The following is a 26,334-nucleotide window of genomic DNA, read 5'->3' on the forward strand; positions in this document are numbered from 1 at the left end:
CTCAGCCTTCAGACCGGGACTGCTGCTCCTTCAGCAGGGCCTCGAAGGCCCCGGCCTTGAGCGGATGGCTGAGGGCGTAGCCCTGCATGGTGTCGCAGCCGAGCTCCCGGGCGAGGGCGATGTGGCCCTCGTTCTCCACACCCTCCAGGGTCACCTCCACGTTGCTGCTCTGACCCATCAGCACCACCAGCTGCAGCAGCTGCCGCGCTTCATCGGAGGAGAGCGCCGGGATCACCAGATCCTTGTCGATCTTGAGGGCGGCGGGCCGGGTGGCCACCAGGCTGAGGATCGAGGAGCGGCCGGTGCCGAAGTCATCGAGCTCCACCAGGATGCCCATCTCACGCAGGGCCGTGAGGGTCGATTTGATCGTGTCGTTGAGGCCATCGAGATAGATGGTTTCCAGCAGCTCCAGCCGCAGCACCTCGCGCGGAATGCGCAGCTCGGCCAGCAGGGCCAGCAGGGAGGGATGACCGATCAGTTCGGCTGAGATGTTCACGCTGAGACGCTCGATGCTGAGGCCTGATTCGCACCAGCGCAGGTACTGCCGCTCCACCGACCGGATGCCCATGATGTCGAGCTCCCGCATCAGGCCGTTCTTCTGGGCGATCGCCAGGAAGGAATCGGGGCGCAGCAGACCATGGCTCGGGTGCCGCCAGCGCATCAGGCATTCGGCGCCCACGATGCGGCCGCTGGCCACATCGAACTGGGGCTGGTAGTGCATCTCCAGCTGCTCTTCGGCCATGCTCCGGCGCAGCTCGTCGACCAGTTGCACCGCCTGGGTGATGGTGGAATCGAGCTGGCTGGTGTGGAAGGTGCAGCAGCTGCCCCCCTGGTGCTTGCTCTCGTAGAGGGCGATGTCGGCCTCACGCAGCATGTCGACCAGATTCACCGCTTCGATCTCCTTCACCGAGACGCCGATGCTCGTGCCCACATGGCAAATGTGCTCATCAATGTGCTGGGGTTCAGAGATGTTGGCGATGATGCGATCGGAGAGTCTCTCCAGCACCGGATGCAGCCGCTCCTCCTCCTTGAAGCCACCCACCAGCACGACGAATTCATCGCCGCCCAGCCGGCAGACCAGATCGTGGCCGCGCACCGAATCGTTGAGAATCGCCGCCACCCGCTTGAGCAGCAGATCGCCCACATCGTGGCCCTTGGTGTCGTTCACGGCCTTGAACCGATCCAGATCGAGCAGCAGCACCCCCACCCGGGCGCAGTAGCGGCGGCCGAGCAGTTGCAGCTTGTTGATGCGGCTGTCGAGCAGGCGGCGGTTGCCCAGCCCGGTCAGGGCGTCGTGCATGGCGGCATGGGCCATCTCCTCCTTGGCCAGCAACGCTTCCACCCGCGCCTTCTCGATCGCCCGTGAATCCGCCTCGCTGCGCTTGAGCCAGTGCAGCTGACTGAGGGAGGTGTAGGCGGTGCGGCTGAGGATCCCGCTCATGGCATCCCAGGGCAGCGACTGATTGCGGTGCTCCGAGACGTACTGCTCGAACGACAGCCGGGGATGCAGCCAGGTGCAGCCGTCAGGAGCCTTGACCCGCTGATCGGGATCCCCGGCCCAGGTGACATCGAACCGGGCCGCCGCCTTGAACAGCAGCAGCATCGGGTTGCTGCCCCTGCCACCGCTGCTCACCACCCCGGCGGCCCGGGTGGCGTCCTCGGCATCGAGCTCGAGGCCGTAGGCGGTGAGGGCGCCGGTGCTGAGGTTCTCACGGCCGTGCTCCGCGCACCAGCTGCGCACGAAGGCGGCGATTGTGAGCACGCCCGCCTCGCTGGGGGCGTTGGCGCGCACGGTGACCTCATCGCCATCCACCCAGGCCAGACCGGTGCAGCAGAGCAGCTCGCGGCAGAGGCCCATGATCGCGTTGAGCGCCTGGCCGAAGGTGTTGATGGAACCGATGCCCTCCACCTTGTCGCTGAGGAGGCTGTTGAGGGTGCTCTGCAGCTTCTGGACGGTGGCACTTTCGTGGCGATCGATCACCCGGCTCAGAGCGATCGAGATGATGTCGGCCACGCCGTTGAGCACGGCCCGCTTGATCGGGCCGATCTGGCGGGGTTCACCCTCGTTGTGGCAGGCGATCAGGCCCCACATGCGGCCGTTGGCCACGAGGGCGATGATCAGCGAGGAGCGCACTCCCATGTTGCGGAAGTACTGGCGGTGGCACTGGGCCACATCGCGGAAATAGCAGTCCGCCAGGCTGAGGGAATGGGCACTGCCCTCGCGCTCGCGGTAGATCAGCTCCACGCCGGGAGCCTCGATGTCATTCACCGGCCGCACGCCGATGCGCTGAAACACCGCCCGCGCCTTCGGGCCGATGTCGGTGGAGGGAAAGCTGAGGCCGAGATAGGAGGTGCTGACCTGCGGCTGCCGGGCCTCGGCGATGACCGTGCCGTTCCAGTCGTCATCGAAGCGGTAGATCATCGTGCGGCTGTAGCCGGCGATGGTGTGGAGGATGTCGACCACGCCGGTGGCGAAGGCATCGATCGCTTGATCGAGCGGATGGATCGAGTTCTGGAGCACCTTGATCCGCTCCATCACCTTGAACAGCAGGCGCTCGTTGTCGGTGCTGCGCTGCGGCAGGCGCTCCTCGCCGCCCCGTTCCCCGGCGCCCTCCACCACGTCGCCGGTTCCGGTGGGCTCAAGCAGCAGCCCGAGGCCGCGATCGGTGGCGAAGCCGCTCACCCAGAGGCTGATGCCGCTGCTGGCCTGGCAGTGAAAGCCGAGATTGGCGTCCTCCAGCATCAGGGCCTCCTCCACGCGGCGGCGGGAGGGTCGATCGAGCAGATCCGCCAGAGCCCAGGCGCCGGCGGACGCCTGGCCCGCCGCCAGCTCGTTGCAGTTGGCCGACCAGGCGAGCAGGCGGCCGTCACGCTCCAGCACCAGCACGTACACGCCCGCCTGGATGGCATCGGGTCGCTCGAGATGCTCGGTGCTCATCTCCAGCCGGTCCCGCGGGGCCTCCCGCCGCGCCCCGGTCAGGTCGGACTCGGCATCACGGTGTGCGGCGGTGGCGGGATGCTGGCTGAGCTGCTGGGCCATGACCGGCGCTGAGAATGGGCCTCACCCGCAACGTATTCATGCCTAGGCAGGTCATCAACAACCGCTCAATGCGATCAGGCCGGTTCCATGGTGTCTTCATCCGGATCCGCCCAGTGGAACCCTGAAGATCGGCCTCGGATTACGAATGATTCCGATTGCTTCCGAAGCGTGAATCTCAGAGTGCCGGCCAGCGCTCAACCCATGGTCACGAACTCCTCCGACACGGTCGGATGCAGCGCCATCGTGCGATCGAAATCGGCCTTGGTCGCACCCATGCCCACGGCGATCGCCGCCATCTGAATGATCTCGGCGGCGTGCTCGCCCACCATGTGGCAGCCCAGCACCCGCTCATCGTCGGCGCGCAGCACCAGCTTCAGCAGGCAGCGGCTGCCGGTCTTGGGCAGGGCCCTGGCCATGGAGCGGAAGCGGGCACGGGCCACCTTGACACCGGCCTCGCCGTGGCGCTGCACGGCCTGCTCCTCGCTGAGGCCCACACCGGCCAGCTCCGGCTGGCTGAACACGGCGCTGGCCACCAGATCGTGGTTCACGCGTCGGGGCCGGTTGCCGAACACCGTGTCGGCGAAGGCGCGGCCTTCATCGATCGCCACGGGGGTGAGGTTGACCCGGTCGGTCACATCGCCCACCGCATGAATGTGGGGCACGTTGGTGGTCTGATCGGCATCCACCGGGATGCGGTGTCCCTCCACCGCCACGCCCGCCGCTTCCAGATTGAGCCCCGCCAGCGCCGGCCTCCTGCCCGTGGCCAGCAGCACGCCGCCGCAGTCGAGCCGCTCGCCGCTCTGGCTGAGCACCGTCAGGGCGCCGGGGCTGCCCTCGATCGCCGCCGGGCTGTGGGTGAGGCGCACGTCCACACCATGGTCCCGCATGCCCTCGAGCACCATGGCCGAGGCCTCCCGGTCGAATCCCCGCAGCAGGTGGTCGCCGCGCACGAGCTGGGTCACACGCACCCCCAGCCCGGTGAGGATGCCGGCGAACTCGCAGGCGATGAAACCCGCTCCCACGACCACCACCTTCTCGGGGAAGCGCTGCTGCAGGAACATGTCGTCGCTCATCCAGGCCAGGTCGGCCCCGGGGATGGCGGGTCGGTGCGGCCTGCCGCCCGCGGCGATCAGCAGGCGGCGGCCCTCCAGCACCAGCTCCCGGCCGCTGTCGTCACCGTGGCAGGGTGTGACCTGCACCGTGTTCGGGCCGCTGAAGCGGGCCCAGCCCCGGATCAGCTCCACGCCGGCGGTCGCCAGCAGTTCGATGTGACGGGCGTTGAGGCGGTCCACCTCCGCCCGCACGCTGCTCAGCAAGCGGGCCTGGTCGCAGGCGACCTCCTGCACCGGCCAGCCGTAGCTGCCGGCATCGCGCATCTGCTCGTGCACCAGCGATCCGTAGACCAGCAGCTTCTTGGGTACGCAGCCCCGGATCACGCAGGTGCCGCCCACCCGATCGCCCTCCACGATCGCGACGCGGGCGCCGTGGGAGGCCGCCCGTTTGGCGGCGGCCAGGCCACCGGAGCCGGCGCCGATCACCACCAGGTCGTAACAGCTGCTCATCGGGGGGATGGACGTTCCGCCCAGCATGCCCGCCGCACCGACTGCCAGCGTGGGGCTTCCCCTGCGACGTTCCCCTGTGGCACGCGGCCCGGACCGCTTCCAGCTCCGGCGGCTGGCTCTGCTGCTGTGCGGGCTGCTGCTGGCCGCTGCCTCCGCCGTCGCCCTTGACCGGGCGGGTGCCGTGGCCCAGTCGCTGCCCCTGCCCATGGCGGATGCCGGCGGCGGGGCCGGCGCCGAGGTCCGGCCCTGGTGGGATCCGGGCAAGGCGCACCGCTGCGGCCGGCTCTGGTGCAGCAGCGTGGTGCTCCCCTACGTGCTGCGGGGCCCGCACGCCGACTCGATCGTGGTGGCGGTGGAAGGCACCCTGCAGGACTCCCAGTCCGATCTGGCCCGGGCGGCCGAGCGCCGCTCCGACACGGTGCGCTTCACCTTCGAGGCCGTGGTGGAGCAGCTGCGGCGCTGGCCCCAGCCGCAGCTGCTCGCTGCCGCCGAGGAGGCAGACACCGCCGCCGGCCGCTCCTCCACCGGCCTGCGCTTCTGGTGGTACCGCAGGCCGAACCCCCTCCATCCGCTCACGCCGAGGCTGGCGGTGGGGGTGAAGAACGACAGCACCGTGGTGTTCGTGGTGGCCGATCCCGACCTCGGGCTGGCCTCCCGCACCCTGGTCACCGTCACGGCGCCGGATGCCACCCATGCCGGCCTGCCCCTGGATCAACTCGCCGAGCGCTGGCGCGAGCGGTTGGAGGTGAACCTCAGCGAAGCCCTCTGGGGCCTCAGCTTCGATGCACGTTTTCCCGCCGGCCGCCTGCTGGTGATGGCGCTGCCGCTGCTGCTGGGGCTGGGAGGGGTGCTGCTGCTGGGGCTGCTCGCCTCACGGCTGCGCCAGCTGCGCGGCCGGGTGCAGCAGCTGCGCCGCAGCCTCGATCGCACGGCCCGGGAGCAGGCGCTCGATCGGCTCCAGGTGGGTGAGGCCCGCGAGGCGAGCGAAGCCATCGAGGTGAACGCGGCGGATCATGCGGCCGGTGGCGGCCCGGTCCGGTCCGCGTCGCGCCGCGTCCGCCTCCGGCGCTTCCTGAAGGGTGATCGGCCCCGGCTCGTGCTGCTGCGGCGCGTGAGCAACCTGCTCGATCTCGCGCTGCAGCTGCTCACCTTCCTGCGCATCAGCCTGATGGTGGCCGCCGTGATCCTGGCGCTGCTGGTGCTGCCCGAGGCCCGCACTCTGGCCCTGGTGGTGGTGCGCCAGTGGCTGCTGGTGCCCGTGGTGTGGGTCGCCGTGGTGGTGGCCCAGGTGCTGCTGCAGCTGGGCATCGAGCGTCAGCTCGCCCGCTGGCTGGCGGAGGCCCGCCTGCGCGATCCGGAGTCCAGCCGCTATGCCATGCGCGCCCAGACCTACGGGCGGGTGCTCACCGGTGCGGTGCGGCCCATCTGCCTGGCTCTCGGCGTCTACTTCACCCTGGTGGCGCTCCAGGTCGACCGCACGATCCTGGCGGGAGCCGGCGTGGTGGCCGTGGCCGTGGGCTTCCTGTCGCGCGGACTGCTGGAGGACATGATCAACGGTGTCCTCATCCTCAGCACGGACCGGTTCGCCATCGGTGATGTCGTGACCATCGGCAGCCAGGGCGGCTTCGTGGAGCACATGAACCTCTACATGACCCATCTGCGGGGTCTGGATGGTCAGCTCACCACCCTTCCCAACGGCCAGATCAAGGTGGTGGAGAACCTCACCAAGGACTGGTCGCGCGTCAACTTCGAGGTGGAGGTCTCCAGCGGCACCGACCTGCCCCGGGCCCTGGCGGTGATCGGCGGGGTGGCCGAGGCCCTGAGCCGGGACCCGCTCTGGCAGGAGCGGATCCTGGAGGTGCCCGAGGTGCTGGGGGTGGACCGGCTGCACCATTCCGGCTGCCTGATCCGGGTCTGGATCAAGACCGCGCCCCTGGCCCAGTGGCTGGTGGGCCGGGAGTTCCGGCTGCGGGTCAAGCAGGCCCTCGATGCGGCCGGCATTCCCCTGGGCATTCCCCGCCAGGATCTCTCCATCCAGCGACACCCCCTCACCACCCGGCCATGAGCCAGTCCGCAGTACCGGTCAGCAGCCCCTCCGCCCCCTTCGACTGGGCCGAACTGGAGGCCCTCGGCGGGACGGCGCCGGACCGGGTGAACGGTGCCTGCAACGCCCAGGCCGGCCTGCGCCTCTTCGGTCAGCCGGAGAGCGCCGTGCGCGTGACCCTCTACCGCGACCACCACGCCTGGTGCCCCTACTGCCAGAAGGTGTGGCTCTGGCTGGAGGGCAAACGGCTGCCCTACCGGGTTCGCAAGGTCAGCATGCACTGCTACGGCCGCAAGGAGCCGTGGTACCGGGCCCTGGTGCCCTCCGGCATGCTGCCGGCCCTGAAGATCGACGAGCGCCTGATCACCGAGAGCGACCGGATCCTCGAGGAGCTCGAACGCAGCTTCGGCCCCCTCGGCGCCTCGCTGGGCGATCCAGCGATGCAGGCCTGGCGGCAGCAGGAGCGGCGCCTCTTCGGGGCCTGGTGCGACTGGCTCTGCCGCACCGGCGGCGATCAGCGGGCCGATCGCCGGGCCATGGAGCGCTTCCGGCGGGAGGCCTCGGCCCTCGAGCAGGCCCTGCACCGCAGCCCCGGTGACACTGAACCCGACACCCTCGGGGCCCGCGATGCGGTGGCCCTGCCGTTCGTGGAGCGGATGGCGGCGAGCCTGGCCTACTACAAGGGCTATCTGCTGCGCCGGGAGCATCCCCTGCTGCACCGCTGGCTCACGGCCCTCGAGGGCACGGCGGCCTACCGCGGCACCCAGGGCGACTGGCACACCCACGCCCACGACCTGCCCCCCCAGATGGGCTGCTGCGCCAGCAACGGCCGGCCCGATCAGCAGCGGCTGGCGGCGGCCATCGACCGCGGCGAGCTGGGCGATCTCGGGGGTCTGGAATCGAGCCGCCGCGTCGATGCCGAGGCTCGCTCCGAAGCGATCCGGCGCCTGACCCGGCATCACGGCGCCCTGATGCTGCTTTCGGCTCAGCGCAGCGGCGGCAGCTCGGACGCGCTCGAGGTGGTGGATGGTGCCTACCGCTGCGCCCTGACGCACCTGGCCACCGGGCAGGCGATCGTGCCGCCGACCGGCACGGCACCGGCCCTGCGCGCCCTGCGTGACCGCATCAGCGTTCCCCGGGACATGAGCCTGCCGGCGGCCCGGTTGCTGCGGGCCTCCCTGGAGGCCACCGCTGCCCTCGACGGACCGGACGCTGCGCCGCCCCTGCCCCAGGAGCATCGCCTTGATCAGGATCCGGCTGCCTTCGCGGCGGCCGCCACGGCCGTTGCCGATGCGATGTCGGATGCGGTGACGGGGCGATGAGGCGGTCCATGGCGTGTGGCCGCACCCTGCTGCTGAGCCACCTGGCGGCCCTGCTCAGCATCGGCACCGTGCCCGTGCTGTCGCTCCTGGCGCCCCCACCCGTCGCGCCGCCGGCCCGGGCCATCGAACTGCGGGGGCAGACCTTCTTCCTGGAACCGCCCACCAAGGTGCGCCTGCGCAACTACCGCTGGCAGCGAGGGGCGGGTGGCGCCGAGGTGTTCATCACCCTCGATCTCCCCACCGGAGCGGGTGTGTCTCTGGGGGGCCTGACCGTGCAGCAGATCCGGGGCGTGGAGGCTGCCCTCGAAGGGGGCATCCGCAGGGCCCATGCCTTCATCGGGCGACCCCGGGCCCGCGGCGCCGAGCTCCCCGTTTCGGTCGAGGCGAGTGAGGACGCCCGCCTCGTGGCGGTGCGCTTTCCGGAGCCGGTGCCCCCTGGAACCCAGGTGACGGTGGCCTTCCCGATCGGCATCAACCCGGCCGCCGATCTCTACATGTTCACCGTCGCGGCCCTTCCGGCCGGTCCGGGGCCGGTCTCGCAGCCGGTGGGCGTCGTGCGGATGTCGGTGTTCACACCCTGGTGACCAAACAGAAACGCCCCCGGGGGCCGGGGGCGTTTCCGGAGCGGGTCGTGGCGTCGCTCGGACCGACGGCGTGGCGCTGCGTCGGGATTTCCGTCATAGCCCTGCTGCCTGGGCCGGTCTGCAGCGTTCAGGCAATGCACACAATCCGGAATGGACGCGGCGGCGGGCCGGATTCACGATGATGGTGGTTTGAACGTCACGGTCGCGTGGCCCTGCGGTTAAGCCCGTATCAGACGATTCCGCCACCGGGGCGCCAGAGCGACCTGCTGGAGGTGCCGATCAGCGCGCTGCAGCCGACCCAGCTCTGCGTGGGCCTGGCGGAGGTGCACAGCCGCCAGAGGGACTTCGCCCTCGAGCCCGCTGAGCAGCGGCGCCAGTACCTGCGGCGCAAGCCGGTTCCCCTGGTGCGCAACGCCGCAGGCGATCTCTGGATGCTCGATCGCCACCACCGCCTCAGGGCCCTGATCGAGCTGGACGGCGACGGCCTGGTCTTCGCCTACATCGCCCACAACCTGAAGGAGAGCGACAGGCTGGCGTGCCTGCGGCTGCTCGATCAGCGCGGCTGGCTCTACCTGTACGACGGACGCGGCCAGGGTCCCCTTCTGGCGGATGTGCTGCCCCGCAGCCTCACCGATCTGCAGGACGACCCCTACCGCAGCCTGGTCTGGAAGCTGAAGCAGGAGAGTCGCATCCAGCCCCAGCCCCACATCCCATATCACGAGTTCCGCTGGGGTGCCTGGCTGCGCAGCCGTTGCCTGCCGCCCTTCAGCTCGGCCCGGCTCGAACCGGCGCTGCCCGCGGCCCGGGCCCTGACCCGCTCGGCGGCGGCATCCCACCTTCCCGGCTGGAAGGGGGAGTCCCAGGGCTGACTCAGACCCGGTTGCGGCAGTCGATCTGGAGCAGATCGCGCACCTTCTGCACCTGGGCCGCCAGCTTCGGATCGCTGGCCAGCTTCCGCTCCACCTGCTCCACCGCATAGATCACGGTCGTGTGGTCCTTGCCGCCGAAGGTGTCGCCGATGCGGGGCAGGCTCAGATCGGTGCCCTGGCGCATCAGATACATGCCCACCTGCCGGGCCTGGCTCACGGCACGCTTGCGGCTGCTGCTGCACATCTCCTCCACACTCACCTGAAACACCTCGGCCACCTTGTCCATCACCTGCTGGGGGGTGACCTCGATCCCCGAGCCGCCCGGGTCGAGCATCGGCGCCACCGATTCCACGGTCATGGGCATGCCGGTGATCGAGGCGAAGGCCACCGCCCGGGTCAGGGCTCCCTCCAGTTCGCGGATGTTGGAGGTGAAGCGGGCGGCGATGTACTGGATCAGGTCGCGAGGCAGCACCACCCGATCCTGTTCGGCCTTCTTGTGGAGGATGGCCATGCGGGTCTCCAGGTCCGGGGTCTGGATGTCGGCGATCAGCCCCATGGAGAAGCGGGAGATCAGGCGCTCCTGCAGGCGCGGAATCTGGCTGGGGGGACGATCACTGGCCAGCACGATCTGGCGGCCGGCCTCGTGCAGGGCGTTGAAGGTGTGGAAGAACTCCTCCTGGGTGTATTCCTTGCCCTCGATGAACTGAATGTCGTCGACCAGAATCAGATCCGCGGCGCGGTAGCGGTCGCGGAAGGCCTGCATGCCGTCCTTGCGGATCGCCTGGATCAGGTCGTTGGTGAACTGTTCGGTGGAGACGTACCAGACATGGGCCTGCGGATCGATCTCCAGCCGGTAGTGGCCGATGGCCTGCATCAGGTGGGTCTTGCCCAGGCCGACGCCGCCGCAGATGAACAGGGGGTTGAACTCCCGCCCCGGGGCTTCGGCCACCGCCAGGGCCGCCGCATGGGCCATGCGGCTGTTGGGACCGACCACGAAGCGGTTGAAGACGTAGCGGCGGTTGAGGTTGGGCAGGATGCGCCGCGGCGTGCGCCGCTCCGGTGCCGGCACCCGCTCCTGCCCGTTGACCGACGGCGCCGCCGGGCCGGCCCCGTTCTCGGCCGGCACCGGCTCGCTACTCTCGCCCTGCTCGCTGCTCACCGAGACGCTGATCGGTTCCCCGGCGATCTCGCTGGCGACGCTGCAGATCGTGCTCAGGTAGTTCTTGCGCACCCAGCCGCAGGCGAAGTTGTTGGGGGCCACCAGGTGCAGCACGCCACCGCGCAGTCCGTCGCAGCGGGCCGGCCGGATCCAGGTTTCGAAGGTTGGCTTGCTGAGGTTCGCCTGCAGAGCGTGCTGCACGTTCTGCCAGAGCTCCTCTGCCTGCGGCACGCACACCCTCACCCGGGAGGCTCGAATATACGCAGATCCTCCGGACGCTCTTGATGCGCCCCACACCACTCCCATGGCCGGTCCCCAGCGCCGCCCGGCGCCCCCTGAACTGTGCTGCGGCGGCCGTCGGACTGATGGTGCTGAGCGGCTGCGGGCTGCCCCTGAACTCGATCCGGGAGCTGCCCGGGCTGAGCGAGCGCCCGGAGCCGGTCCGCGTGGAGCCCAGCATCAGCAACGCTCCCCGGCCCCAGCCCCTGCCCAGCGGCGAGAACGCCATCGTCACCGCCGTGGAGCGGGTCGGCCCCTCCGTGGTGCGGCTGGACACGGTCAAGCGGGTGGTGAATCCCCTGGGGGGCCTCTTCGGCGGCAGGCCGTCGATCCAGCAGCAGGCCGGTCAGGGCTCCGGCTTCATCAGCCACAGCGATGGCCTGATCCTCACCAACGCCCACGTGGTGGAGGGGGCCAATGAGGTGGGTGTGACCCTGCCCGACGGCCGCAGCTTCGATGGCCGCGTGCTCGGCAGCGATCCCCTCACCGATGTGGCGCTGGTCAAGGTGGTGGCCACCGATCTGCCGGTCGCCCCCCTGGGCGATTCCTCCCAGCTGAGGCCGGGTGAGACCGCCATCGCCATCGGCAACCCGCTGGGGCTGAACAACACCGTGACCTCCGGCATCATCAGCGCCGTGGAGCGCACCAACGCCGTGGCCGACGGCCTGCGGGTCCCGTTCATCCAGACCGACGCCGCGGTGAATCCCGGCAACAGCGGCGGGCCCCTGATCAACGGTCGCGGTGAGGTGATCGGCATCAACACCGCCATCCGCAACGCGCCGGGTGCGGGCCTGAGCTTCGCGGTGCCGATCAACCTCGCCAGCCGCATCGCGGCCCAGATCCTGGAGAAGGGGGAGGCCTCCCATCCCTACATCGGGGTGCGCCTGCAGGCGCTGACCCCGCAGCTGGCGCGGGAGATCAACGCCACCGAGGCCGAATGCACGGTGCCCGAGAGAGTCGGTGTGCTGGTGGTGGAGGTGGTCGGCGGCAGCCCGGCCTCCCGCGGCGGCGTCGAGACCTGCGATCTGATCGTGGAGGTGGCCGGCGAGGCGGTGACCGATCCCTCCGAGGTGCAGGTGGCGGTGGATCGCGGCCGGGTCGGCGAGGCCATGACCCTGGTGGTGGAGCGGCAGGGCGAACGGCAGACCCTGACCGTGGAGCCCCAGGAACTGCCCCGCCGCGGGTGAGGGGGCTGCGCCTGGTGGCCATGGCCCGCTGGCCGGCGCCGCTGCGCTGCAAGCGGCGTCTGGCGGCGGATCTGGGTCCACGGCGGGCGGCGGCCATCCAGCGGCGTCTGACCGGTCACACCGCCGCGGTGCTGCGTGAGGCCCAGCGGCAGCTCGGGATGGAGGTGCTGCTGGCGGTCTCCGGCGCCGGACCCCATGCCCGTCGCCGCTGGCGCACGCAGCTCGGCCTGCCCGCCGCCTGTGATCAGGGCCGTGGAAGCCTGGGTGTGAGGCTCAGGCGCCAGGCGCTGGCGGCCCTGACCGACGGGCGGCGCGGGGTGCTGCTGATCGGCACGGACCTGCCGCAGCTGCAGTGCCAGGACCTGGAGCGGGCCGGCCGGCTGCTGGAGCAGCACCCGATCGTGCTCGGTCCCTCGGACGATGGTGGTTACTGGTTGCTCGGTCTGCGCAGCGCACCGGCCTGGCTGTTCTCCGGCATCCCCTGGGGTGGTCCCGGCGTGCAGGCCGCCACGCTGGAGCGGGCCGCCGCCCATGGCTGGCGTGCGGGCCTGCTGATGGCCCGCAATGATCTCGACCGAAAGAGCGATCTGGCCTCGTGGCGCGGCTGAGCGTGATCATTCCGGCGCTCGATGAGGCGCCGCGCCTGCCGCTGCTGCTGGCGGATCTGGCGGCGGCACCTCTGCCCGGCACGGACAGCGAGGTGATCGTGGTGGATGGGGGCAGCCGGGATGCCACGCCCTCGATCGCCCGGCTGGCGGGTGCCACCGTTCTCGCCTCCGCCCCCGGTCGGGGACTTCAGCTGGATCTCGGCGCCCGCCGCAGCCGCGGCGACTGGCTCTGGTTTCTCCATGCCGACTGCCGCCTGCCGCCGGGCTGGGCGCCGGCGGTGGCTGCCTGCCTGCATGGGGATGCGGCGCAACACCGCGCCTGGTGTTTCGATCTGGCCGTGGAGGGTGCCGGCTGGTCGCTGAGGCTGCTGGAGCTGGCGGTGGGCCTGCGCACCCGGCTGCTGCATCGGCCCTACGGCGATCAGGGTCTGCTGCTGCCGCGGGCCTTCTATGAGGAGGTGGGTGGCTTCCGCCCCTGGCCCCTGATGGAGGACCTCGATCTGGTGCAGCGCCTGGGCCGGAGCGGCCGGATCGCCAGCCTGGGTCTGCCCCTGCTCTGCGATGGCCGTCGCTGGCGGCGGCACGGAGTCTGGCGTGCGGCCTGGCTCAACCACCGCCTGCGGCGCCGCTGGCGGCGGGGTCTGCCGCCGGATCAGCTGGCCGGCCTGTACTACGGAGCGCCGGCTCGGCTCAGGTCGCGTACCAGAAGGCGCAGCGCCGCTGCAGCGGTTCCAGATCCCAGCCCTGGCGCGCGTAGAAGTCCACCACGCCAGGATCGGCGAACAGGCTGACCCGCTCCACCTCCCGCCGCCGCAGCTCAGCCAGCACATAGTCCATCAGGGCTCGCCCGAGGCCTGCCCCCTGGTAGCTGGGATGAATGGCCACATCCCAGATCGTGGCCTCGATCACACCGTCGCCGGTGCAGCGGGCGAACCCGATCAGCCGGGGCATGCGGGGATCGTGCCGCCACAGGCCCACCACCATCACGCTGTGCTCCAGGGCCCGCCGCACCCGCCGCAGCGGCCGGCGGCTCCAGCCCACCGACTCCAGCAGCCGCTCGAGCTCGTAGAGGTCGATGGTCCGGTCCTGGCTCAGCACCAGCGTCAGGGTCTCGTTCCGGCAGGGGCACAGGCAGGCCGAAGGCCCGTAGGCCTGCTGCAGATCGCTGTCGAAGGGAGCCACAAGGGCGGTCAAGGGCCTGGCCTGGGCAACACCGGATCACGATCCTGGCGGATCGTCGCCGGGAGCGGGCGGTCGCGGCGGACCGTCGGCCAGCATGAACGGGCCCGGCGACGGCCGATCCCTGTCCACCGCCTCCACCCTGCAGCCATCCGTTGCCGCCGGTCCGGGGGAGGCCGGCGGGGACACCCTGCTGGTGCTGGTGCACGGCTGGCTCCTCAGCGGCAGGCTGTGGCAGCCCGTGATCGAGCCCCTCAGCCGCCACCGGCGCGTCTGGGCGCCCGATCTGCCGGGCTGCGGCACCGCGCCCCGCCCGGCCGGTCTGCAACCGACCCTGGCGGCCTACGGCCACTGGCTGGCGGCGGAGTCCCGGCGGCGGGCGGCCGGTGCACCGATCGTGCTGATGGGCCATTCCCTCGGCGGCAGCATCGCGCTCCACGCCGCCCGCGACCTCGGCCCCCAGCTGGCGGGGATGGTTCAGCTGGCGGCAGGCGGCGGCGTCTACCAGCCGAGACCCTTCCGCATCCTGCGCCGGGCGGGGCGCTGGGCGGTGCTGGTTCGTCCCACCTCCCTCGGTCGCTGGCCGGCCCTCGATGGCGTGGCCGGTCCGCTGGCCACCGAGCGGCGCACGGCGATGGGTCTGCTGCTCAGCAGCACCACGGAGCGGGCGGTGCGGCAGCTTCCTGAGCTGGTGGGTGCGCTCACGGTGCCGAGCCTCTGGATCTGCGGCAGCCGCGACCGGGTGATGGACCCCCGCTACGTGCGGCATCTGGCCGGCTATGCACCCGGGCATGCCCTGCATGTGCTGGAGGGTGCGGGGCATCTTCCCCTGCGCCGCTCCGGCCCGGAGCTGGTGGCGGTGATCCAGGACTGGCTGGCGGGTCTCGGGCTCTGAGCCGGCCTCAGAGGGAGACCAGGCCGCGCTCCTGCAGGTGGGCCAGCTCCGCGTAGAGGCCCTGGTTGCGGCGCAGCTCCCGGTGGGTGCCGGATTCCACCAGCCGGCCGCACTGCAGCACCAGGATCCGATCGGCCGCCTCAACGGTCGCCAGCCGGTGGGCGATCACGATCGCGGTGCGACGCTCCAGCAGCCGGTCCAGGTCGCGCTGCAGGGTGGCCTCGGTCGAGGGGTCCATGAAGGCTGTGGCCTCGTCCATCACCAGCACCGACGGCCGGCGCACGGCGACCCGGGCCACCGCCAGCAGCTGTCGCTCGCCCGAGGAGAGATTGGCCCCCCGCTCCCGGAGCTCGGTGGCCAGCCCCTGGGGAAGGCGCTGCACGAGCGGATCGAGGCCCAGCTCCCGGCAGAGGTGCTCCAGCTCGCCATCGCTGAGGGGGCTGCTGAGACGCAGATTGTCCGCCACGCTGCCGCTGAACAGGAACGTGTCCTGCAGCACCACCCCGAGCCGCTCGCGCAAGGCGTGCTGGGGCAGATCCCGGATGTCGGTGCCATCGAGCAGGATGCGGCCCTGCTGGGGTTCATACAGGCGGCAGAGCAGCCGGATCACGGTGCTCTTGCCAGACCCGGTGGGCCCCACCAGGGCCACGTGCTCGCCGGGGGCGATCCGGAAGCTGAGGTTCTGCAGGATCGGCTCATCCGGCCGATAGGCAAAGCTCACGTCCTCGAACACCACCTCGCCCGCTGTCGCCATGGGCCTCGGATCGAGGGCGGCATGGGCCGTGGGGCGATCCATGATCTCGATCGGTTCCTCCATCAGTTCACCGATCCGTTCCACGGCGGTCAGGCCGCCCTGGATCTGGGTGAAGCGCTCCGCCATCTGCCGGAGGGGGTTGAACAGACGCTGGGAGTAGAGGATGAAAGTGGTGAGGGTGCCCAGGCCCATGGCGCCGCTGGTGACCATCCAGCCGCCGAGGGAGAGCACCATCGCCACGGCGGCCAGGGCCACCCACTCGATCAGGGCCGAGATGCTGCTGTCGAAGAAGATGGTGCGGTTCACTGCGCTGCGGTACCGCCCGCCCGTGCCGGCGAAGCGCTCGCTGTTGAACGGTTCGCGCCGGAACATCTGAACGACCTCCAGGCCCTGGAGGTTCTCCTGGAAATCGGCGTTGAGCTGGCCCAGCTCCTCCCGCACCCGGTAATTGGCCAGGCGGTAGCGGTGCTGAAGCCAGATCACGGCGACGGTGACGGGAATCTGGGTGGCCAGCAGCAGGGCCCCGAGCCTCAGCTCGATCGAGAGCATGGTGATGGCGATGACCAGCAGCGTCACCAGATCGGCGAGGATCCCCACCGCACCACTGCCGAACACCTCGGCCAGGGCATCCACATCGCTGGTGAGGCGAGTCAGGGTCTTGCCGACGGGCGTGCGGTCGTGGAAGCGGAGCGACAGGCTGAGGGCGTGGCGGAACAGGTCCTCGCGGATGCGGGCGGTGAGGCGCTGTCCCACCGACTGCACGCTGTAGCTCTGGAGCCCGAGCAGGGCGAGGCGCACCAGAACGGTGCCCGAGAGCATCAGCACCAGCAGACGCAGCGCTGCACCGACCGGCCGGTCGCTGAGCCAGCTCACGCCCGATTCACCCCGCAGCACCGAGATCGCCTCGCCGATGAGCCAGGGCTGCAGCGCCGCCGAGAGGGCGACGGGGATCAGCAGCATCAGGGTGAACAGCAGCCGGCGACGGTCCCGACGCAGGTAGGGCACCAGACGGCCCAGGTGGTGGAGGTCGTTGCGGGCCATCAGACGGTGGCGGGGGTGGCGGCGGTGATGCGGTCGGCGATGTCCTGCAGCTCGCCCCGGTCCAGACGCATGGACAGGGGATGACCGATGAGGCGGGCCGTGCTGTGGAAGAGGTCTTCGATCGCCACAAGGCCGTTTTCCCGGAGGGTGCGTCCGGTGGCGACCAGGTCCACGATCGCTTCGGAGATGCCGGTGATCGGCCCGAGCTCCACCGATCCGGTGAGATGAATCACCTCCACCGGCAGATCCATGGCGCTGAAGTGGGCGGTGGCGCAGCGGATGAACTTGCTGGCGATGCGGCAGTGGGCCGGCAGGTCGGCACTGCTGCGGTACCCGCTCTTCTGCTTCACCGCCACTGCCATGCGGCAGCCACCGAACCCCAGATCCACCAGCTGGGAGACGGGCAGCTGGTGTTCCCGCAGCACGTCGTCGCCGACGACGCCGAGCTGGGCCCGTCCGTAGGCCACGTAGACGGGCACATCAGCGTTCCGCACCAGCAGGGCCCGGGCCCTGCCGCAGCGGCTGGGCACCATGAGCTGCCGGTTCTGACCGTCCAGAAGGGCGGAGAAATCCAGTCCCGCCGCGGCGAAGCGACTCACCGAATCGGCCAGCAGCGCTCCCTTGGCGAGGGCTACGGTGATCATTCGCACCTCCGTGGCGTGGCCCTTGTGACGCCATGTGTTCGTGTGGGGACTGTAACGATTCAGACCATCACCAATGGGAACCCCGAGCCGCTCTGTCCGGCAGGCCGACGGTTCCGCCATCGCCACGCAGGTGACGGCGATCTCGATCCTCTCGGGCAATTACGCCTTTGTCCTGCATCCCGCCGGACCCTGCCACGGTCCTTCGGCGCTGGTGGTGGACCCCGGCGAGGCGGGCCCGGTGCGCCGCTGGCTTGAGCAGCGTGGCCTGGAGCTGGCGGGGATCCTGCAGACCCATCACCACCGCGATCACATCGGCGGCAGCCTTGAGCTCAAGCGCCGCTGGCCCGGCGCCACGGTGTGGGCCGCGGAAGCGGATCGCGAGCGCATCCCCTTCCAGGACCGATCCCTGCGCGGCGGCGAGGTTCTGGAGCTGCTCGGCCGCCGCATCCGGGTGATGGCGGTGCCCGGTCACACCCGCTGCCACCTCGCGTATCACGTCGCGCCCGTCAGCGCCTGCGGGGATGGCGATGTCGATGCCGGTGGCGGCGAGCTCTTCTGCGGCGACACCCTCTTCCTCGGTGGCTGCGGCCGTCTGTTCGAGGGCACGCCCGCCCAGATGCACGCCTCCCTGCAGCAGCTGGCGGCGCTCGATGCGCGCACACGGATCTGGTGCGCCCACGAATACACCCTCAGCAACTACCGCTGGGCCGCCAGCGAGCGGCCCGATCACGCGGCCGTGCGCGAGCGGCTGGCCTGGGCCATGGCCTGTGCTGCCGCGGGACGACCCACCGTGCCGGGCCTGCTGGCGGAGGAGCGGCGCAGCAACCTTTTCCTCACCAGCCGCACGCCCGAGGAACTCGGCGCCCTGCGGGCCTCCAAGGATCGCTGGCAGGGCTGAGCCGCCCCGGACCCGAGCGATCGAACGCCTCAGTCCGGGCTGGGATCGGCGGCGGCAACGGCCATCACCGGCAGCGGCTCACCGCCGCAGAACAGCTGGCCCCGGGCGCCCTGGCGCAGGCTCAGATCCCCGCGGCAGCCCCGCGGCAGATCCTCGGAGAGGGGGAGCCGCAGCCGCAGCCGCAGCGCGTCGCAGCGCACCTGGTAGCGCCAGTCCTGACCGAGGAATTCCCGGCCCATCACCTCCGCCCGGCCCTCCCGGCTCGGGGTGAAGGCCACATCCGCCTGGGCGATGAGCACCTCGCTGGAGCCGGCGGCGGGGCCGGCGCCGACGGCCGGCGGCTCCAGCCACTGCATCGGGCCCAGCGGCGTGCTGATCCCTCCGCCGTCTCGCCCGGCCGGCAGCAGATTGCCCTGGAGCACGAAGCGCCCCACGAAGGGGGTGGCCGGCCGGGCGACCAGCTCGTGCGGCGTGGCGCACTGCTGCAGCACACCCTTCTCCAGCACCGCGACACGGTCACAGACGGCCAGGGCCTCCTCGGGGTCGTGGGTGACCAGCAGGCCACTGGTGCCGCATTCCCGCAGCACCCCCTGCAGCTCACTGCGCAGCCGCAGCCGCACCTCCACATCCAGGTTGGAGAAGGGTTCATCCAACAGGAGCACCGCCGGCCTGGGCGCCAGGGCCCGCACCAGGGCCAGCCGCTGGCGCTGACCGCCGGAGAGTTCGTGGGGGTAGCGACGGGCCAGGCCCTCCAGCCCGAGCAGCTCCAGCAGCCAGCGGACCCGATCGCGATCTGCACCCGCCCGCAGCCCGAAGCAGGCGTTGGCCCAGGCATCCAGGTGGGGGAAGAGGGCGTAGTCCTGAAAGACCATCCCCACCCGGCGCCGCTCCGGCGGCAGCCAGCGTCCGGCACCGGCCACATCCCGCCCGGCCATCCGGACCGTTCCCCGGCTGGGGCACTCGAATCCGGCGATCAGGCGCAGGAGTGTGGTCTTGCCGCAGCCTGAGGGCCCGAGCAGGCCCACGAGTTCGCCGGGAGCCAGGTCCAGGCTGAGGCCGGCGATGGTCCAGTCGCCCCCGCTCGTGTAGCGATGCCACAGGTCCTGCACCGTCACGGCCGGCTCAATGACGGAGCCTGGTTCGATGGTGGAGACCTGCTGTGCTGGGGACTGCACCCTCTCCCCTCCTGCGACACTGCGGCAGCCTAGTGGCGTTCTGATGGCCTCCTCCTTCGCTCCGGTGTCCGTGCAGACCGAGAGGGCACCCGCTCCCGTCGGCCCCTACAGCCAGGCGGTGCGGGCCGGTGGCTGGCTGCACTGCTCCGGGCAGATCCCCCTGGATCCGGCCAGCGGTGCCATGGTCGGCGAGGGGGACGTGGAGGCTCAGACGCGCCAGGTGCTGAGCAATCTCACCGCTGTGCTGGCGGCGGCGGGGGCCAGCCCCGACCAGGTGGTGCGCACCACCGTCTTCCTGGTGGACCTGGCGGACTTCGCCCGGGTCAATGCGATCTATGCCGAGGTGTTCCAGGGACCGGTCCCCCCCGCCCGCGCCTGCGTGCAGGTGGCGGCCCTGCCCAAGGGGGCGGCAGTGGAGATCGACTGCGTGGCCTGGCTGGGCAGCGAGCAGGGTTGAGATCGGCTCCCCCAACCGCTTGAGCACGTACGGACATTGTGTCCCCCGCAACGCCTCGAGCTGCATCGCTGCATCACGCTTCAATCGTCGATCCAGTCCGTCCGGCTTCGCCCCATGGCCGCCACCTCACCTGCCCGCAGCCTCCCCTCCTCGAAGCGGGGGGATGTGGTCTCTGTTCTGCAGCTGAGGGACATGGCGGCGGCCCCGTTCATCAGCCAGGGGTGGAGCCGGTTGTATGCCATCAGCACCAGTGAGCGGATCAGCGTGACACTGCTCGATCCGAGTGAACGGCTGCAGCTGACCCTTCAACTGCCCCTGGCGGGCGACAGCACCGACTGGGACCTGTGGCTGGAAGCCTGCGAAGGGGCCCTCCCGGCTGCGATGGGCCAACCGCTTCGCCTCAGCGACATGGTCGATGTGGCGCGCTGGCTGCAGGGGCCCATCCGGCAGATCGAGGAGGTGGCTCTGGCTTCAGGGGCCCAGGTGGTCCTGCACATGGCTGGGTTGGGTCCAGGCAGCTGATGGTCTGGTCTTCCAGTTCAGCGTTGCATTGTTTTGTGACATTCCGTTGCGCCGCCCCGTGCTGTCTCAGCCGAGACATGGGATTGGCCCGATCCCTTCATAGGGTTGGACATCACCTGATGAGGTTGCCGTGGTCAAGGCTCAGGATTCCCCGAATGCCACCGGCACCTCCGGACTCACGATCGGTCAGCTGGAAGCGGGATACCCGCTCTACTGCAAGGCATTGCGGCGACTCCTGCGCGACGGCCGCAGCGATGACCAGATTGCGCGCACGGTCTGCTGGGAGCGTCTGGCGCTGCTCCACCGCTGCCTGCCCGGTCGCTACAAGTGCCCCACCTACCTGATCGTGCTGATGCGGCGCGATCTCACCGCCCTGGCCTGATCGGCCCCGGCCGCCCGTCAGCTGAGGGGCCGGGCCGGATCCAGTCCCTCCAACTCTCCCTGGAAGACCCTGCTGGCGGTGATGTCCTCGGCTTCGATGGTCATCAGGTCGGTGCGGCTCAGTGGGGCGCCCATCCGCTCGAACAGCCGTCGCGCCTGACGCATGCGGGCCCGGTCGATCGCATTGCGTATCGACCGGGCATTGGCGAAGAAGGGCAACTGCATGCGCCGCAGAATGTAGGCCTGGAAGGCATCGCAGGCGGCCTCGCTGAAGCGGTAGTGCTCCGAAGCCAGGATCAGCCGGGCGATGGCCAGCAGTTCGCCGGGCTGATAGTCGGGAAAGTCGATGTGATTGGCCACCCGGGAAGAGAGCCCGGGATTGGATTGATAGAACACATCCATCCGCTCCTTGTAGCCGGCGAAGATCACCACCAGGTCATCCCGCTTCTCCTCCATCACCTGCAGCAGGATCTCGATCGCCTCGGCGCCGTAGTCGCGCTCGTTCTCCGGTCGGTACAGGTAGTAAGCCTCATCGATGAACAGCACGCCGCCCATCGCCTTCTTCAGGATCTCGCGGGTCTTCGGGGCGGTGTGGCCGATGTACTGCCCCACCAGGTCATCGCGCGTGGCGGTGACGACGTGACCTTTCCTCACGTAGCCGAGGCGGTGGAGGATCTGCGACATCCGCCCCGCCACCGTCGTCTTGCCGGTGCCGGGCCGGCCGGTGAAGGACATGTGAAGGCTCGGCGATGCCGACGGCAGTCCCATCTCCGTGCGGGCTCGGGCCACCACCAGCAGGGCGGCGATCTCACGGATCCGGGTCTTCACCGGCCTCAGGCCCACCAGCTCGCGGTCGAGCTGGTCGAGCACCTCCTGAATGCCGGAGGCGTTGTATGACTCCGACAGGGTGATGGTGCTGTCAGGCGGTGAGGGTGTCGATGGCTCCGGCGAAGGATTGGTCGCCGTCTCCAAGGGGTGCGTCATCCGACTCGGGCCTGAGGGTGAGATTCACATAGGTGCGCCCGAAGCTGATGTCGGGGAAGCGCTTGTGCTCCTCGCAGAGGCTGCCGAGCCGATCGAGGAAGTCGCGCGTGGCCTCGTAGCTCTCGAATTCCAGACGCCGCTCCAGGCGTTCCGGTCGCGATCGCTGGGTCCATGGCTGTTCCACCCGCCGGATGCCCCCGTTCACACTGCAGCAATCAACCTACGCCCTGCGCCAGATCGGCAAACAACCCGGGTCGGTCAGGGTCGGTGAGGGCATCGAGCCGGCTGTCGCTCAGGCGGGTGGCCCAGGCTGCGGCATGGGCCCGGTTGGCCTGCCTGGCGTCCGGCGCCTCACTGGTGAGGGGGTGGGGGAACGTGCCCCGGATCGCGGCGTTGGTGACACAGAACATCGCCTTCTGAAAGCTCACGCAGATCTGAACCTTGGCGTCGGCCGCACCGCGGCCATGGCTGAGATACCACTGGTCCAGCGCCGGTGGCAGGTGGCGGTACATGTCCTGCATCAGCAGGCTCGGGGGAATGCCGGCCCCCATGGTCGGCAGTGGATCGGCGTAGAGCGCCCCGTAGCGGAACTCGGCCTGCTCGCTGGGAATCTGCCCCGCCTGGGCGTTGAAGGAGACCGTGCCGAGGAAGGGCATCCCCCGCAGGAACACGGCTTCCACATAGGGAACGGCCACGTCCGCCAGGAAGCGCAGGTCCGCCTCGGCGGGCAGCACCTCGAAGCAGACCCCGTCCAGATGAACGCTGTAGCGGATCGGGTCGGCCGCAGCCGCCACCAGCCCGTCGCGGATCGTGTCCACCGCCGCGTCCACCGAGCGGACCCGGCCCCGGCGATGCCGATCGGCCAGGCTGGCGAACAGATCGCTCATCACGCGCCAGAACAGGCCGAGGGCGTGGGTGGTGGCCGAGGAGCGGATGTATTCCGGCAGGAAGCCGGGGAAGAGGGGATCCAGCAGCCGCACCAGCGGATCCCGCCGGCGGCGATGGGCCACGATCGCCCGGCAGGTCTCCTGGAAGGCCGGCGAGTCGAGATAGGCGTCCAGGCCGCCGGTGCCGTGCCAGAGCATCGCCTTCTGGCAGTATTCGGCGTACTCGAAGTTGATGCGGTCTCCGTTGAGGTGGCGCAGCAACCCCGCCGCCGTGAGCTGGCCGTTGAAGAAGCGCAGGGCCGGCAGCGGATTGAGGAACTGGCGCTGGGCCTGATCGATCAGATTGCGGCTGTAGGCATCGAGCACCACGCCGTAGCTGTCGAGCACCCCCACCACCTGGAGCAGGTGATCGGCGGTGTCATCCACCAGGGTCCGGCCGGCCAGCAGCTGCTCCTGCAGCCGCGCGGCGATCGCCGCGCTCACAGCAGGCCTCCGCTGGCCTGCTGCAGCATCCGGGGCAGCTGGCTCTGGGCCTGGCTGCTGGCTTCGATCAGGCGGGCCAGGGGCTGGGGCAGAAGGCCCAGGATCACGATGGCGGAGGTGAGCACCAGGGCCGGCACCTGGCTGGAGAGGGCCACCACCGGCAGGGTGCGCGTGGGACTGACCAGCTCCGGCGTGAGCCGGCCGAAGAAGGCCCGGTTCACCAGCAGCAGGAAGTACACCGCCGTGAGGCCGCAGCCCACCATGCAGACCAGGGTCGGGATGGGGAAGCGGGCCAGGCTGCCGCGGAAGATGAGGAACTCGGAGATGAAGCCCGACATCCCGGGGATGCCCATGCTGGCCATCACCCCGATCACCATCAGGGACCCCGTCAGGGGCAGGCCGCGCTGGGGATTGAGCAGGCCGCGCAACACGGTGAGATCCCGGCTGCCGGTGACCCGGTAGACCACGCCGACGAGCAGAAACAGCAGGGCCGAGATCAGGCCGTGGCTGAGCATCTGAAACAGGGACCCGCTCAGGCTCACGGGTGTGGCGGCGGCGGCGGCCAGCATCACCGTGCCCATGTGACCGACCGAGCTGTAGGCCACCATCCGCTTCATGTCGGTCTGCACGATGGCGGCCAGCGACCCGAACAGCACCGAGACCGCCGCCCAGCCGGCCAGCACCGGCCCCAGATCGCTCCAGGCTTCTGGGAACAGGCCGAGGCAGAAGCGCAGCAGGCCGTAGGTTCCCAGTTTCAGCAGTACCCCTGCCAGCAGCACCGACACCGGCGTGCTGGCCTCGGTGTGGGCATCCGGCAACCAGGTGTGGAAGGGCACCAGCGGGATCTTGATGGCGAAGCCCAGCAGCAGCGCCAGCATCAGCAGCCGCTGGGTCCCGGGGCTGAGCAGGGCGGCCAGCTGGGGATGCACGCCGAAGTCCACCGAGCCGGTGGTGAGGGCCAGGCCGAGAAAGGCGGCCAGGATCAGCCCGCCGGAGACGGCCGTGAACAGCAGGAACTTGGTGGCGGCGTAGGCCCGGCGCTCTCCACCCCAGATGGCGATCAACAGCCAGAGCGGGATCAGCTCCAGCTCGTAGAAGAGGAAGAACAGCAGCAGGTTCTGGGCCAGGAAGGCGCCGTTCACCGCACCGCTGATCAGCAGCAGGAGGGCGTAATACAGGCGAGGGCGGTTCTGGATCGGCCCGGTGCAGACCACCGCCACCAGGCAGAGCAGGGCATTGATCAGCAGCAGCGGCAGGGACAGTCCGTCGACCCCGAGCCGGTAGAGCAGCCCCAGCCGTTCGATCCAGACCACCGATTCGACCATCTGCATCCCGCCATCGAGGGGATCGAACTGGAGCAGAACCCGCACGCTCCACAGCAGTTGGAGCATCAGCAGCGCCGCCGCGGTGCGCTGCAGCCGCTCGGGGCTCCGCTCACCCGGCCAGAGGACCAGGGCGAGGGCTCCGAGCAGGGGAATCAGCAGCAGGGCGCTGAGCATGGGAGGTCAGAACGAGGTGGTGGCGGGCAGGACCCAGGCCAGGCCGGCCAGAAGCATCACGATCGCGGCCACAGCCGTGAGCACGTAGGCCTGGCTCTGGCCGCTGATGCTGAGCCGCAGGGCCTCGGCGCTGCCGAGGGAGATCCTTGCCAGCTGGTGCGCCGCTCCGTCCACCACGGTGCGATCGAACCAGCTGACCGATCGGGAGAGGAAGGCCACCAGGTTCACGATCGTGAGCCGGTAGAAGCGCTCGGTGTGGAAGTCGAAGGCGAGCAGATCCCGCAGGGAGCGCAGGGCCGGCTGGGGCCAGGGCTGCTGCGAACTCCTCAGCGGCTGCAGCGCGCCGGCCAGCAGGCCGGCCAGGCCGCTGCCGATCAGCAGCAGGGCGGTGGTGGGGGAGAACGACGCGATGCCCGGCACCGGATCGAGGCGGGCCATGAGCGGAGGCGTGAGCAGCACGATCACGGTGAGCGTCACCATCGGCAGGGCCATCTGCCAGTTCACCTCGGGCGTGCGGCGGGTCTTGGGCCGGGCCGGGCCGAGGAACACCTGCCGGTAGACCCGCGTGAGGTTCCAGACGCTGAGCAGGTTGGTGAGCAGCAGCACCAGGGCCAGGCTCAGGCCTGCCGGGGTCAGCAGGTCGAGGGCCAGTCCGCTGCTCCAGAAGCCGCCCAGGGGCAGCAGGGCCGTGAGACCGGCGCTGCCCACCAGGAAGGCCGTCGTGGTGGCGGGCATGCGGGGCGCGAGGCCACCGAGTTCGGTGATGTCCTGGGCGTTGCTCACGGCGATCACGGCGCCGGTGCTCATCGAGAGCAGTGCCTTCGCCAGGGCATGGGAGAGCAGCAGCAGCAGGGCCACCGCCGGCAGGCGCTGGGCGATGCAGAGGAACACCAGCCCCAGATAAGCGGTGGTGGAGTACGAGAGCGTCCGCTTGATGTCCACCTGGGCCAGCGCCACCAGGGATCCCCCCAGGGCGCTCACCGTGCCGATCAGCTCGAGCACCACCAGGCTGACCGGTGCCTGCTGCAGGATCGGCATCAGGCGCAGCAGCACCAGTGCGCCGCAGGTGACCACCACCGAATTCCGCAGAATCGAGGCGGGGTTTGGGCCCTCCATGGCCTCATCCAGCCAGAGGTGCATCGGGAACTGGGCGCATTTCCCGGTCGGTCCCGCGATCAGGGCGAGGCTGATCAGGGTCATGGCCAGGGGCGGCAGCGGCGAGCCGGCCGCCCAGCTGTAAAGCTCCTCGAAACTCATCACTCCCGAGCTGGCCGAGAGGGCCACCACACCCATCAGCAGGGCGATGTCTCCCACGCGCTTGGTGAGGAAGGCGTCGCGGGCGGCGGTGACCACCAGCGGCTGGGCGTACCAGAACCCCACCAGCAGATAGGTGGAGAGGGTGAGCATCTCCAGCAGGAAGTAGCACTGGAACAGGGAGTCGCTCAGCACCACGCCCACCATGGCTCCCTCGAAGAACCCCGCCAGGGCAAAGAAGCGTGCCAGGGCCCATTCCTTGTCGAGGTAGCCGAGCGCGTACACCTGCGAGAGCAGGCTCAGCACCGTGATCAGTTCCAGCGCGCCCAGGGACGCCGTCGAGAGATCGAAGCTGATCACCAGGTCGAGATCTCCCACCTGCAGCCAGGACCACTGCAGATGGCGGGCGCCGTTGCTCGCCACATCCCTCAGCACGATCGCCCCGTGCAGCACGCCCAGCAGGCTGAGGAGCACGTTGCCGTAGGCCGGCGGACGGGAGGCGTTGCGCGACGGCCAGCCCGTGGCCCAGGGCAGGGACAGCAGCATGCCCGCGAAGCCGTAGAGCGGGATGCACCAGCTCAGCTGGGTCGGCAGGGCGAGGTCAGAGCTCAGGGGCTGGGGCAGGGG

General features: G+C 70.1%; 24 protein-coding genes. 12 read left to right on the forward strand and 12 right to left on the reverse strand.

Annotated elements, in window-relative coordinates:
• Nucleotide 1 precedes the first annotated feature (1 nt).
• Together EVJ50_RS02655 and gorA are read right to left on the reverse strand one after the other, a co-directional pair.
• Complete coding sequence (locus EVJ50_RS02655; RefSeq protein WP_150882236.1) at nt 2-3,040, reverse strand: EAL domain-containing protein; 3,039 nt, start codon at nt 3,038-3,040, stop codon at nt 2-4.
• Nucleotides 3,041-3,234: 194 nt separating this feature from the next.
• Nucleotides 3,235-4,602 (reverse strand): glutathione-disulfide reductase, encoded by a 1,368-nt coding sequence (gene gorA, locus EVJ50_RS02660; RefSeq protein WP_150882237.1) that lies wholly within the window; start codon nt 4,600-4,602, stop codon nt 3,235-3,237.
• A gap of 76 nt (nt 4,603-4,678) precedes the next feature.
• Here gorA and EVJ50_RS02665 point away from each other — a divergent pair, with 76 nt between their 5' ends.
• The 4 genes from EVJ50_RS02665 to EVJ50_RS02680 all read left to right on the forward strand — a co-directional run bounded on the left by EVJ50_RS02665 (nt 4,679) and on the right by EVJ50_RS02680 (nt 9,421).
• Nucleotides 4,679-6,667, forward strand: a complete 1,989-nt coding sequence (locus EVJ50_RS02665; RefSeq protein WP_150882238.1) for a mechanosensitive ion channel family protein — start codon at nt 4,679-4,681, stop codon at nt 6,665-6,667.
• Nucleotides 6,664-7,968: a glutathione S-transferase family protein gene (locus EVJ50_RS02670; protein WP_150882239.1), complete on the forward strand. Its 1,305-nt coding sequence runs from the start codon at nt 6,664-6,666 to the stop codon at nt 7,966-7,968. The genes EVJ50_RS02665 and EVJ50_RS02670 overlap by 4 nt, the downstream gene beginning before the upstream one ends.
• 8 nt (nt 7,969-7,976) lie before the next feature.
• Nucleotides 7,977-8,552 carry a DUF2808 domain-containing protein gene (locus EVJ50_RS02675; RefSeq protein ID WP_150882240.1) on the forward strand — a complete coding sequence of 192 codons (576 nt, stop codon included), beginning with the start codon at nt 7,977-7,979 and terminating at the stop codon, nt 8,550-8,552.
• Nucleotides 8,553-8,758: 206 nt separating this feature from the next.
• On the forward strand, nt 8,759-9,421 hold the full coding sequence (locus EVJ50_RS02680; protein WP_150882241.1) for a ParB-like protein: 663 nt from the start codon (nt 8,759-8,761) through the stop codon (nt 9,419-9,421).
• Between the two features lies 1 nt (nt 9,422).
• Here EVJ50_RS02680 and dnaA read toward each other — a convergent pair whose 3' ends face one another.
• Nucleotides 9,423-10,817, reverse strand: coding sequence for a chromosomal replication initiator protein DnaA (gene dnaA, locus EVJ50_RS02685; RefSeq protein ID WP_225323044.1), 1,395 nt, complete (start codon nt 10,815-10,817; stop codon nt 9,423-9,425).
• Nucleotides 10,818-10,945: 128 nt separating this feature from the next.
• Between dnaA and EVJ50_RS02690 the strand changes: the two genes are divergently transcribed.
• Genes EVJ50_RS02690 through EVJ50_RS02700 form a run of 3 tightly spaced genes read left to right on the forward strand, consistent with a single transcriptional unit; the run spans nt 10,946 to nt 13,445 of the window.
• Entirely contained in the window at nt 10,946-12,046 is a 1,101-nt protein-coding gene (locus tag EVJ50_RS02690; RefSeq protein WP_150882243.1) for a trypsin-like peptidase domain-containing protein, read from the forward strand.
• Complete coding sequence (locus EVJ50_RS02695; protein WP_370455567.1) at nt 12,043-12,654, forward strand: TIGR04282 family arsenosugar biosynthesis glycosyltransferase; 612 nt, start codon at nt 12,043-12,045, stop codon at nt 12,652-12,654. Before EVJ50_RS02690 ends, EVJ50_RS02695 begins: the two co-directional genes overlap by 4 nt.
• Nucleotides 12,642-13,445, forward strand: coding sequence for a TIGR04283 family arsenosugar biosynthesis glycosyltransferase (locus EVJ50_RS02700; protein ID WP_150882244.1), 804 nt, complete (start codon nt 12,642-12,644; stop codon nt 13,443-13,445). Before EVJ50_RS02695 ends, EVJ50_RS02700 begins: the two co-directional genes overlap by 13 nt.
• Here the strand turns inward: EVJ50_RS02700 and EVJ50_RS02705 are convergent.
• Entirely contained in the window at nt 13,345-13,848 is a 504-nt protein-coding gene (locus EVJ50_RS02705; protein WP_150882245.1) for a GNAT family N-acetyltransferase, read from the reverse strand. The genes EVJ50_RS02700 and EVJ50_RS02705 overlap by 101 nt on opposite strands.
• Nucleotides 13,849-13,930: 82 nt before the next feature.
• Between EVJ50_RS02705 and EVJ50_RS02710 the strand changes: the two genes are divergently transcribed.
• The gene (locus tag EVJ50_RS02710; protein ID WP_150882246.1) at nt 13,931-14,728 is read left to right on the forward strand and encodes an alpha/beta fold hydrolase; all 798 of its coding nucleotides are present in this window, start codon (nt 13,931-13,933) and stop codon (nt 14,726-14,728) included.
• Nucleotides 14,729-14,735: 7 nt separating this feature from the next.
• On the opposite strand, the gene EVJ50_RS02715 is transcribed toward EVJ50_RS02710, so the two are convergent.
• Nucleotides 14,736-16,523: an ABC transporter ATP-binding protein gene (locus EVJ50_RS02715; protein WP_150882247.1), complete on the reverse strand. Its 1,788-nt coding sequence runs from the start codon at nt 16,521-16,523 to the stop codon at nt 14,736-14,738.
• Nucleotides 16,523-17,167 (reverse strand): ATP phosphoribosyltransferase, encoded by a 645-nt coding sequence (gene hisG / locus EVJ50_RS02720; RefSeq protein WP_150882248.1) that lies wholly within the window; start codon nt 17,165-17,167, stop codon nt 16,523-16,525. Before hisG ends, EVJ50_RS02715 begins: the two co-directional genes overlap by 1 nt.
• Before the next feature lie 73 nt (nt 17,168-17,240).
• On the opposite strand from hisG, the gene gloB reads away from it, so the two are divergent.
• Nucleotides 17,241-18,065 (forward strand): hydroxyacylglutathione hydrolase, encoded by an 825-nt coding sequence (gloB, locus tag EVJ50_RS02725; RefSeq protein ID WP_150882249.1) that lies wholly within the window; start codon nt 17,241-17,243, stop codon nt 18,063-18,065.
• A 29-nt stretch (nt 18,066-18,094) separates the two neighbouring features.
• On the opposite strand, the gene EVJ50_RS02730 is transcribed toward gloB, so the two are convergent.
• Entirely contained in the window at nt 18,095-19,240 is a 1,146-nt protein-coding gene (locus tag EVJ50_RS02730; RefSeq protein WP_225323045.1) for an ABC transporter ATP-binding protein, read from the reverse strand.
• A 43-nt stretch (nt 19,241-19,283) separates the two neighbouring features.
• Here EVJ50_RS02730 and EVJ50_RS02735 point away from each other — a divergent pair, with 43 nt between their 5' ends.
• The 3 genes from EVJ50_RS02735 to EVJ50_RS02745 all read left to right on the forward strand — a co-directional run bounded on the left by EVJ50_RS02735 (nt 19,284) and on the right by EVJ50_RS02745 (nt 20,601).
• Nucleotides 19,284-19,697 (forward strand): RidA family protein, encoded by a 414-nt coding sequence (locus tag EVJ50_RS02735; RefSeq protein ID WP_150882250.1) that lies wholly within the window; start codon nt 19,284-19,286, stop codon nt 19,695-19,697.
• A gap of 114 nt (nt 19,698-19,811) precedes the next feature.
• Nucleotides 19,812-20,219 carry a hypothetical protein gene (locus EVJ50_RS02740; protein WP_150882251.1) on the forward strand — a complete coding sequence of 136 codons (408 nt, stop codon included), beginning with the start codon at nt 19,812-19,814 and terminating at the stop codon, nt 20,217-20,219.
• A 130-nt stretch (nt 20,220-20,349) separates the two neighbouring features.
• A complete protein-coding gene (locus EVJ50_RS02745) occupies nt 20,350-20,601 on the forward strand; it encodes a DUF3136 domain-containing protein (RefSeq protein ID WP_150882252.1) in 252 nt (83 codons plus the stop codon).
• A gap of 17 nt (nt 20,602-20,618) precedes the next feature.
• Here EVJ50_RS02745 and cbbX read toward each other — a convergent pair whose 3' ends face one another.
• Genes cbbX through EVJ50_RS02770 form a run of 5 tightly spaced genes read right to left on the reverse strand, consistent with a single transcriptional unit; the run spans nt 20,619 to nt 26,319 of the window.
• On the reverse strand, nt 20,619-21,584 hold the full coding sequence (gene cbbX / locus EVJ50_RS02750) for a CbbX protein (protein WP_150882253.1): 966 nt from the start codon (nt 21,582-21,584) through the stop codon (nt 20,619-20,621).
• Entirely contained in the window at nt 21,520-21,768 is a 249-nt protein-coding gene (locus EVJ50_RS02755; RefSeq protein WP_150882254.1) for a 4a-hydroxytetrahydrobiopterin dehydratase, read from the reverse strand. The genes cbbX and EVJ50_RS02755 overlap by 65 nt, the downstream gene beginning before the upstream one ends.
• Before the next feature lie 31 nt (nt 21,769-21,799).
• Nucleotides 21,800-22,954, reverse strand: a complete 1,155-nt coding sequence (locus EVJ50_RS02760; RefSeq protein ID WP_150882255.1) for a CO2 hydration protein — start codon at nt 22,952-22,954, stop codon at nt 21,800-21,802.
• Nucleotides 22,951-24,453 (reverse strand): NADH-quinone oxidoreductase subunit M, encoded by a 1,503-nt coding sequence (locus tag EVJ50_RS02765; RefSeq protein ID WP_150882256.1) that lies wholly within the window; start codon nt 24,451-24,453, stop codon nt 22,951-22,953. The genes EVJ50_RS02760 and EVJ50_RS02765 overlap by 4 nt, the downstream gene beginning before the upstream one ends.
• Nucleotides 24,454-24,459: 6 nt before the next feature.
• Nucleotides 24,460-26,319: an NAD(P)H-quinone oxidoreductase subunit F gene (locus EVJ50_RS02770; RefSeq protein WP_150882257.1), complete on the reverse strand. Its 1,860-nt coding sequence runs from the start codon at nt 26,317-26,319 to the stop codon at nt 24,460-24,462.
• Nucleotides 26,320-26,334 lie beyond the last annotated feature (15 nt).

Origin of the sequence: Synechococcus sp. RSCCF101 (genome assembly GCF_008807075.1) — a bacterium.
In the GTDB taxonomy this organism is placed as follows: domain Bacteria; phylum Cyanobacteriota; class Cyanobacteriia; order PCC-6307; family Cyanobiaceae; genus RSCCF101.

Coding starts and splice junctions, on each gene's coding strand:
- hisG (WP_150882248.1), bottom strand. CDS start 17,167: ATGATCACCGTAGCCCTCGCCAAGGGAGCGCTGCTGGCCGATTCGGTG.
- EVJ50_RS02655 (WP_150882236.1), bottom strand. CDS start 3,040: ATGGCCCAGCAGCTCAGCCAGCATCCCGCCACCGCCGCACACCGTGAT.
- EVJ50_RS02690 (WP_150882243.1), top strand. CDS start 10,946: ATGGTGCTGAGCGGCTGCGGGCTGCCCCTGAACTCGATCCGGGAGCTG.
- EVJ50_RS02735 (WP_150882250.1), top strand. CDS start 19,284: ATGGCCTCCTCCTTCGCTCCGGTGTCCGTGCAGACCGAGAGGGCACCC.
- EVJ50_RS02675 (WP_150882240.1), top strand. CDS start 7,977: ATGGCGTGTGGCCGCACCCTGCTGCTGAGCCACCTGGCGGCCCTGCTC.
- EVJ50_RS02710 (WP_150882246.1), top strand. CDS start 13,931: ATGAACGGGCCCGGCGACGGCCGATCCCTGTCCACCGCCTCCACCCTG.
- gloB (WP_150882249.1), top strand. CDS start 17,241: ATGGGAACCCCGAGCCGCTCTGTCCGGCAGGCCGACGGTTCCGCCATC.
- EVJ50_RS02765 (WP_150882256.1), bottom strand. CDS start 24,453: ATGCTCAGCGCCCTGCTGCTGATTCCCCTGCTCGGAGCCCTCGCCCTG.
- gorA (WP_150882237.1), bottom strand. CDS start 4,602: ATGAGCAGCTGTTACGACCTGGTGGTGATCGGCGCCGGCTCCGGTGGC.
- EVJ50_RS02740 (WP_150882251.1), top strand. CDS start 19,812: ATGGCCGCCACCTCACCTGCCCGCAGCCTCCCCTCCTCGAAGCGGGGG.
- EVJ50_RS02715 (WP_150882247.1), bottom strand. CDS start 16,523: ATGGCCCGCAACGACCTCCACCACCTGGGCCGTCTGGTGCCCTACCTG.
- cbbX (WP_150882253.1), bottom strand. CDS start 21,584: ATGACGCACCCCTTGGAGACGGCGACCAATCCTTCGCCGGAGCCATCG.
- EVJ50_RS02670 (WP_150882239.1), top strand. CDS start 6,664: ATGAGCCAGTCCGCAGTACCGGTCAGCAGCCCCTCCGCCCCCTTCGAC.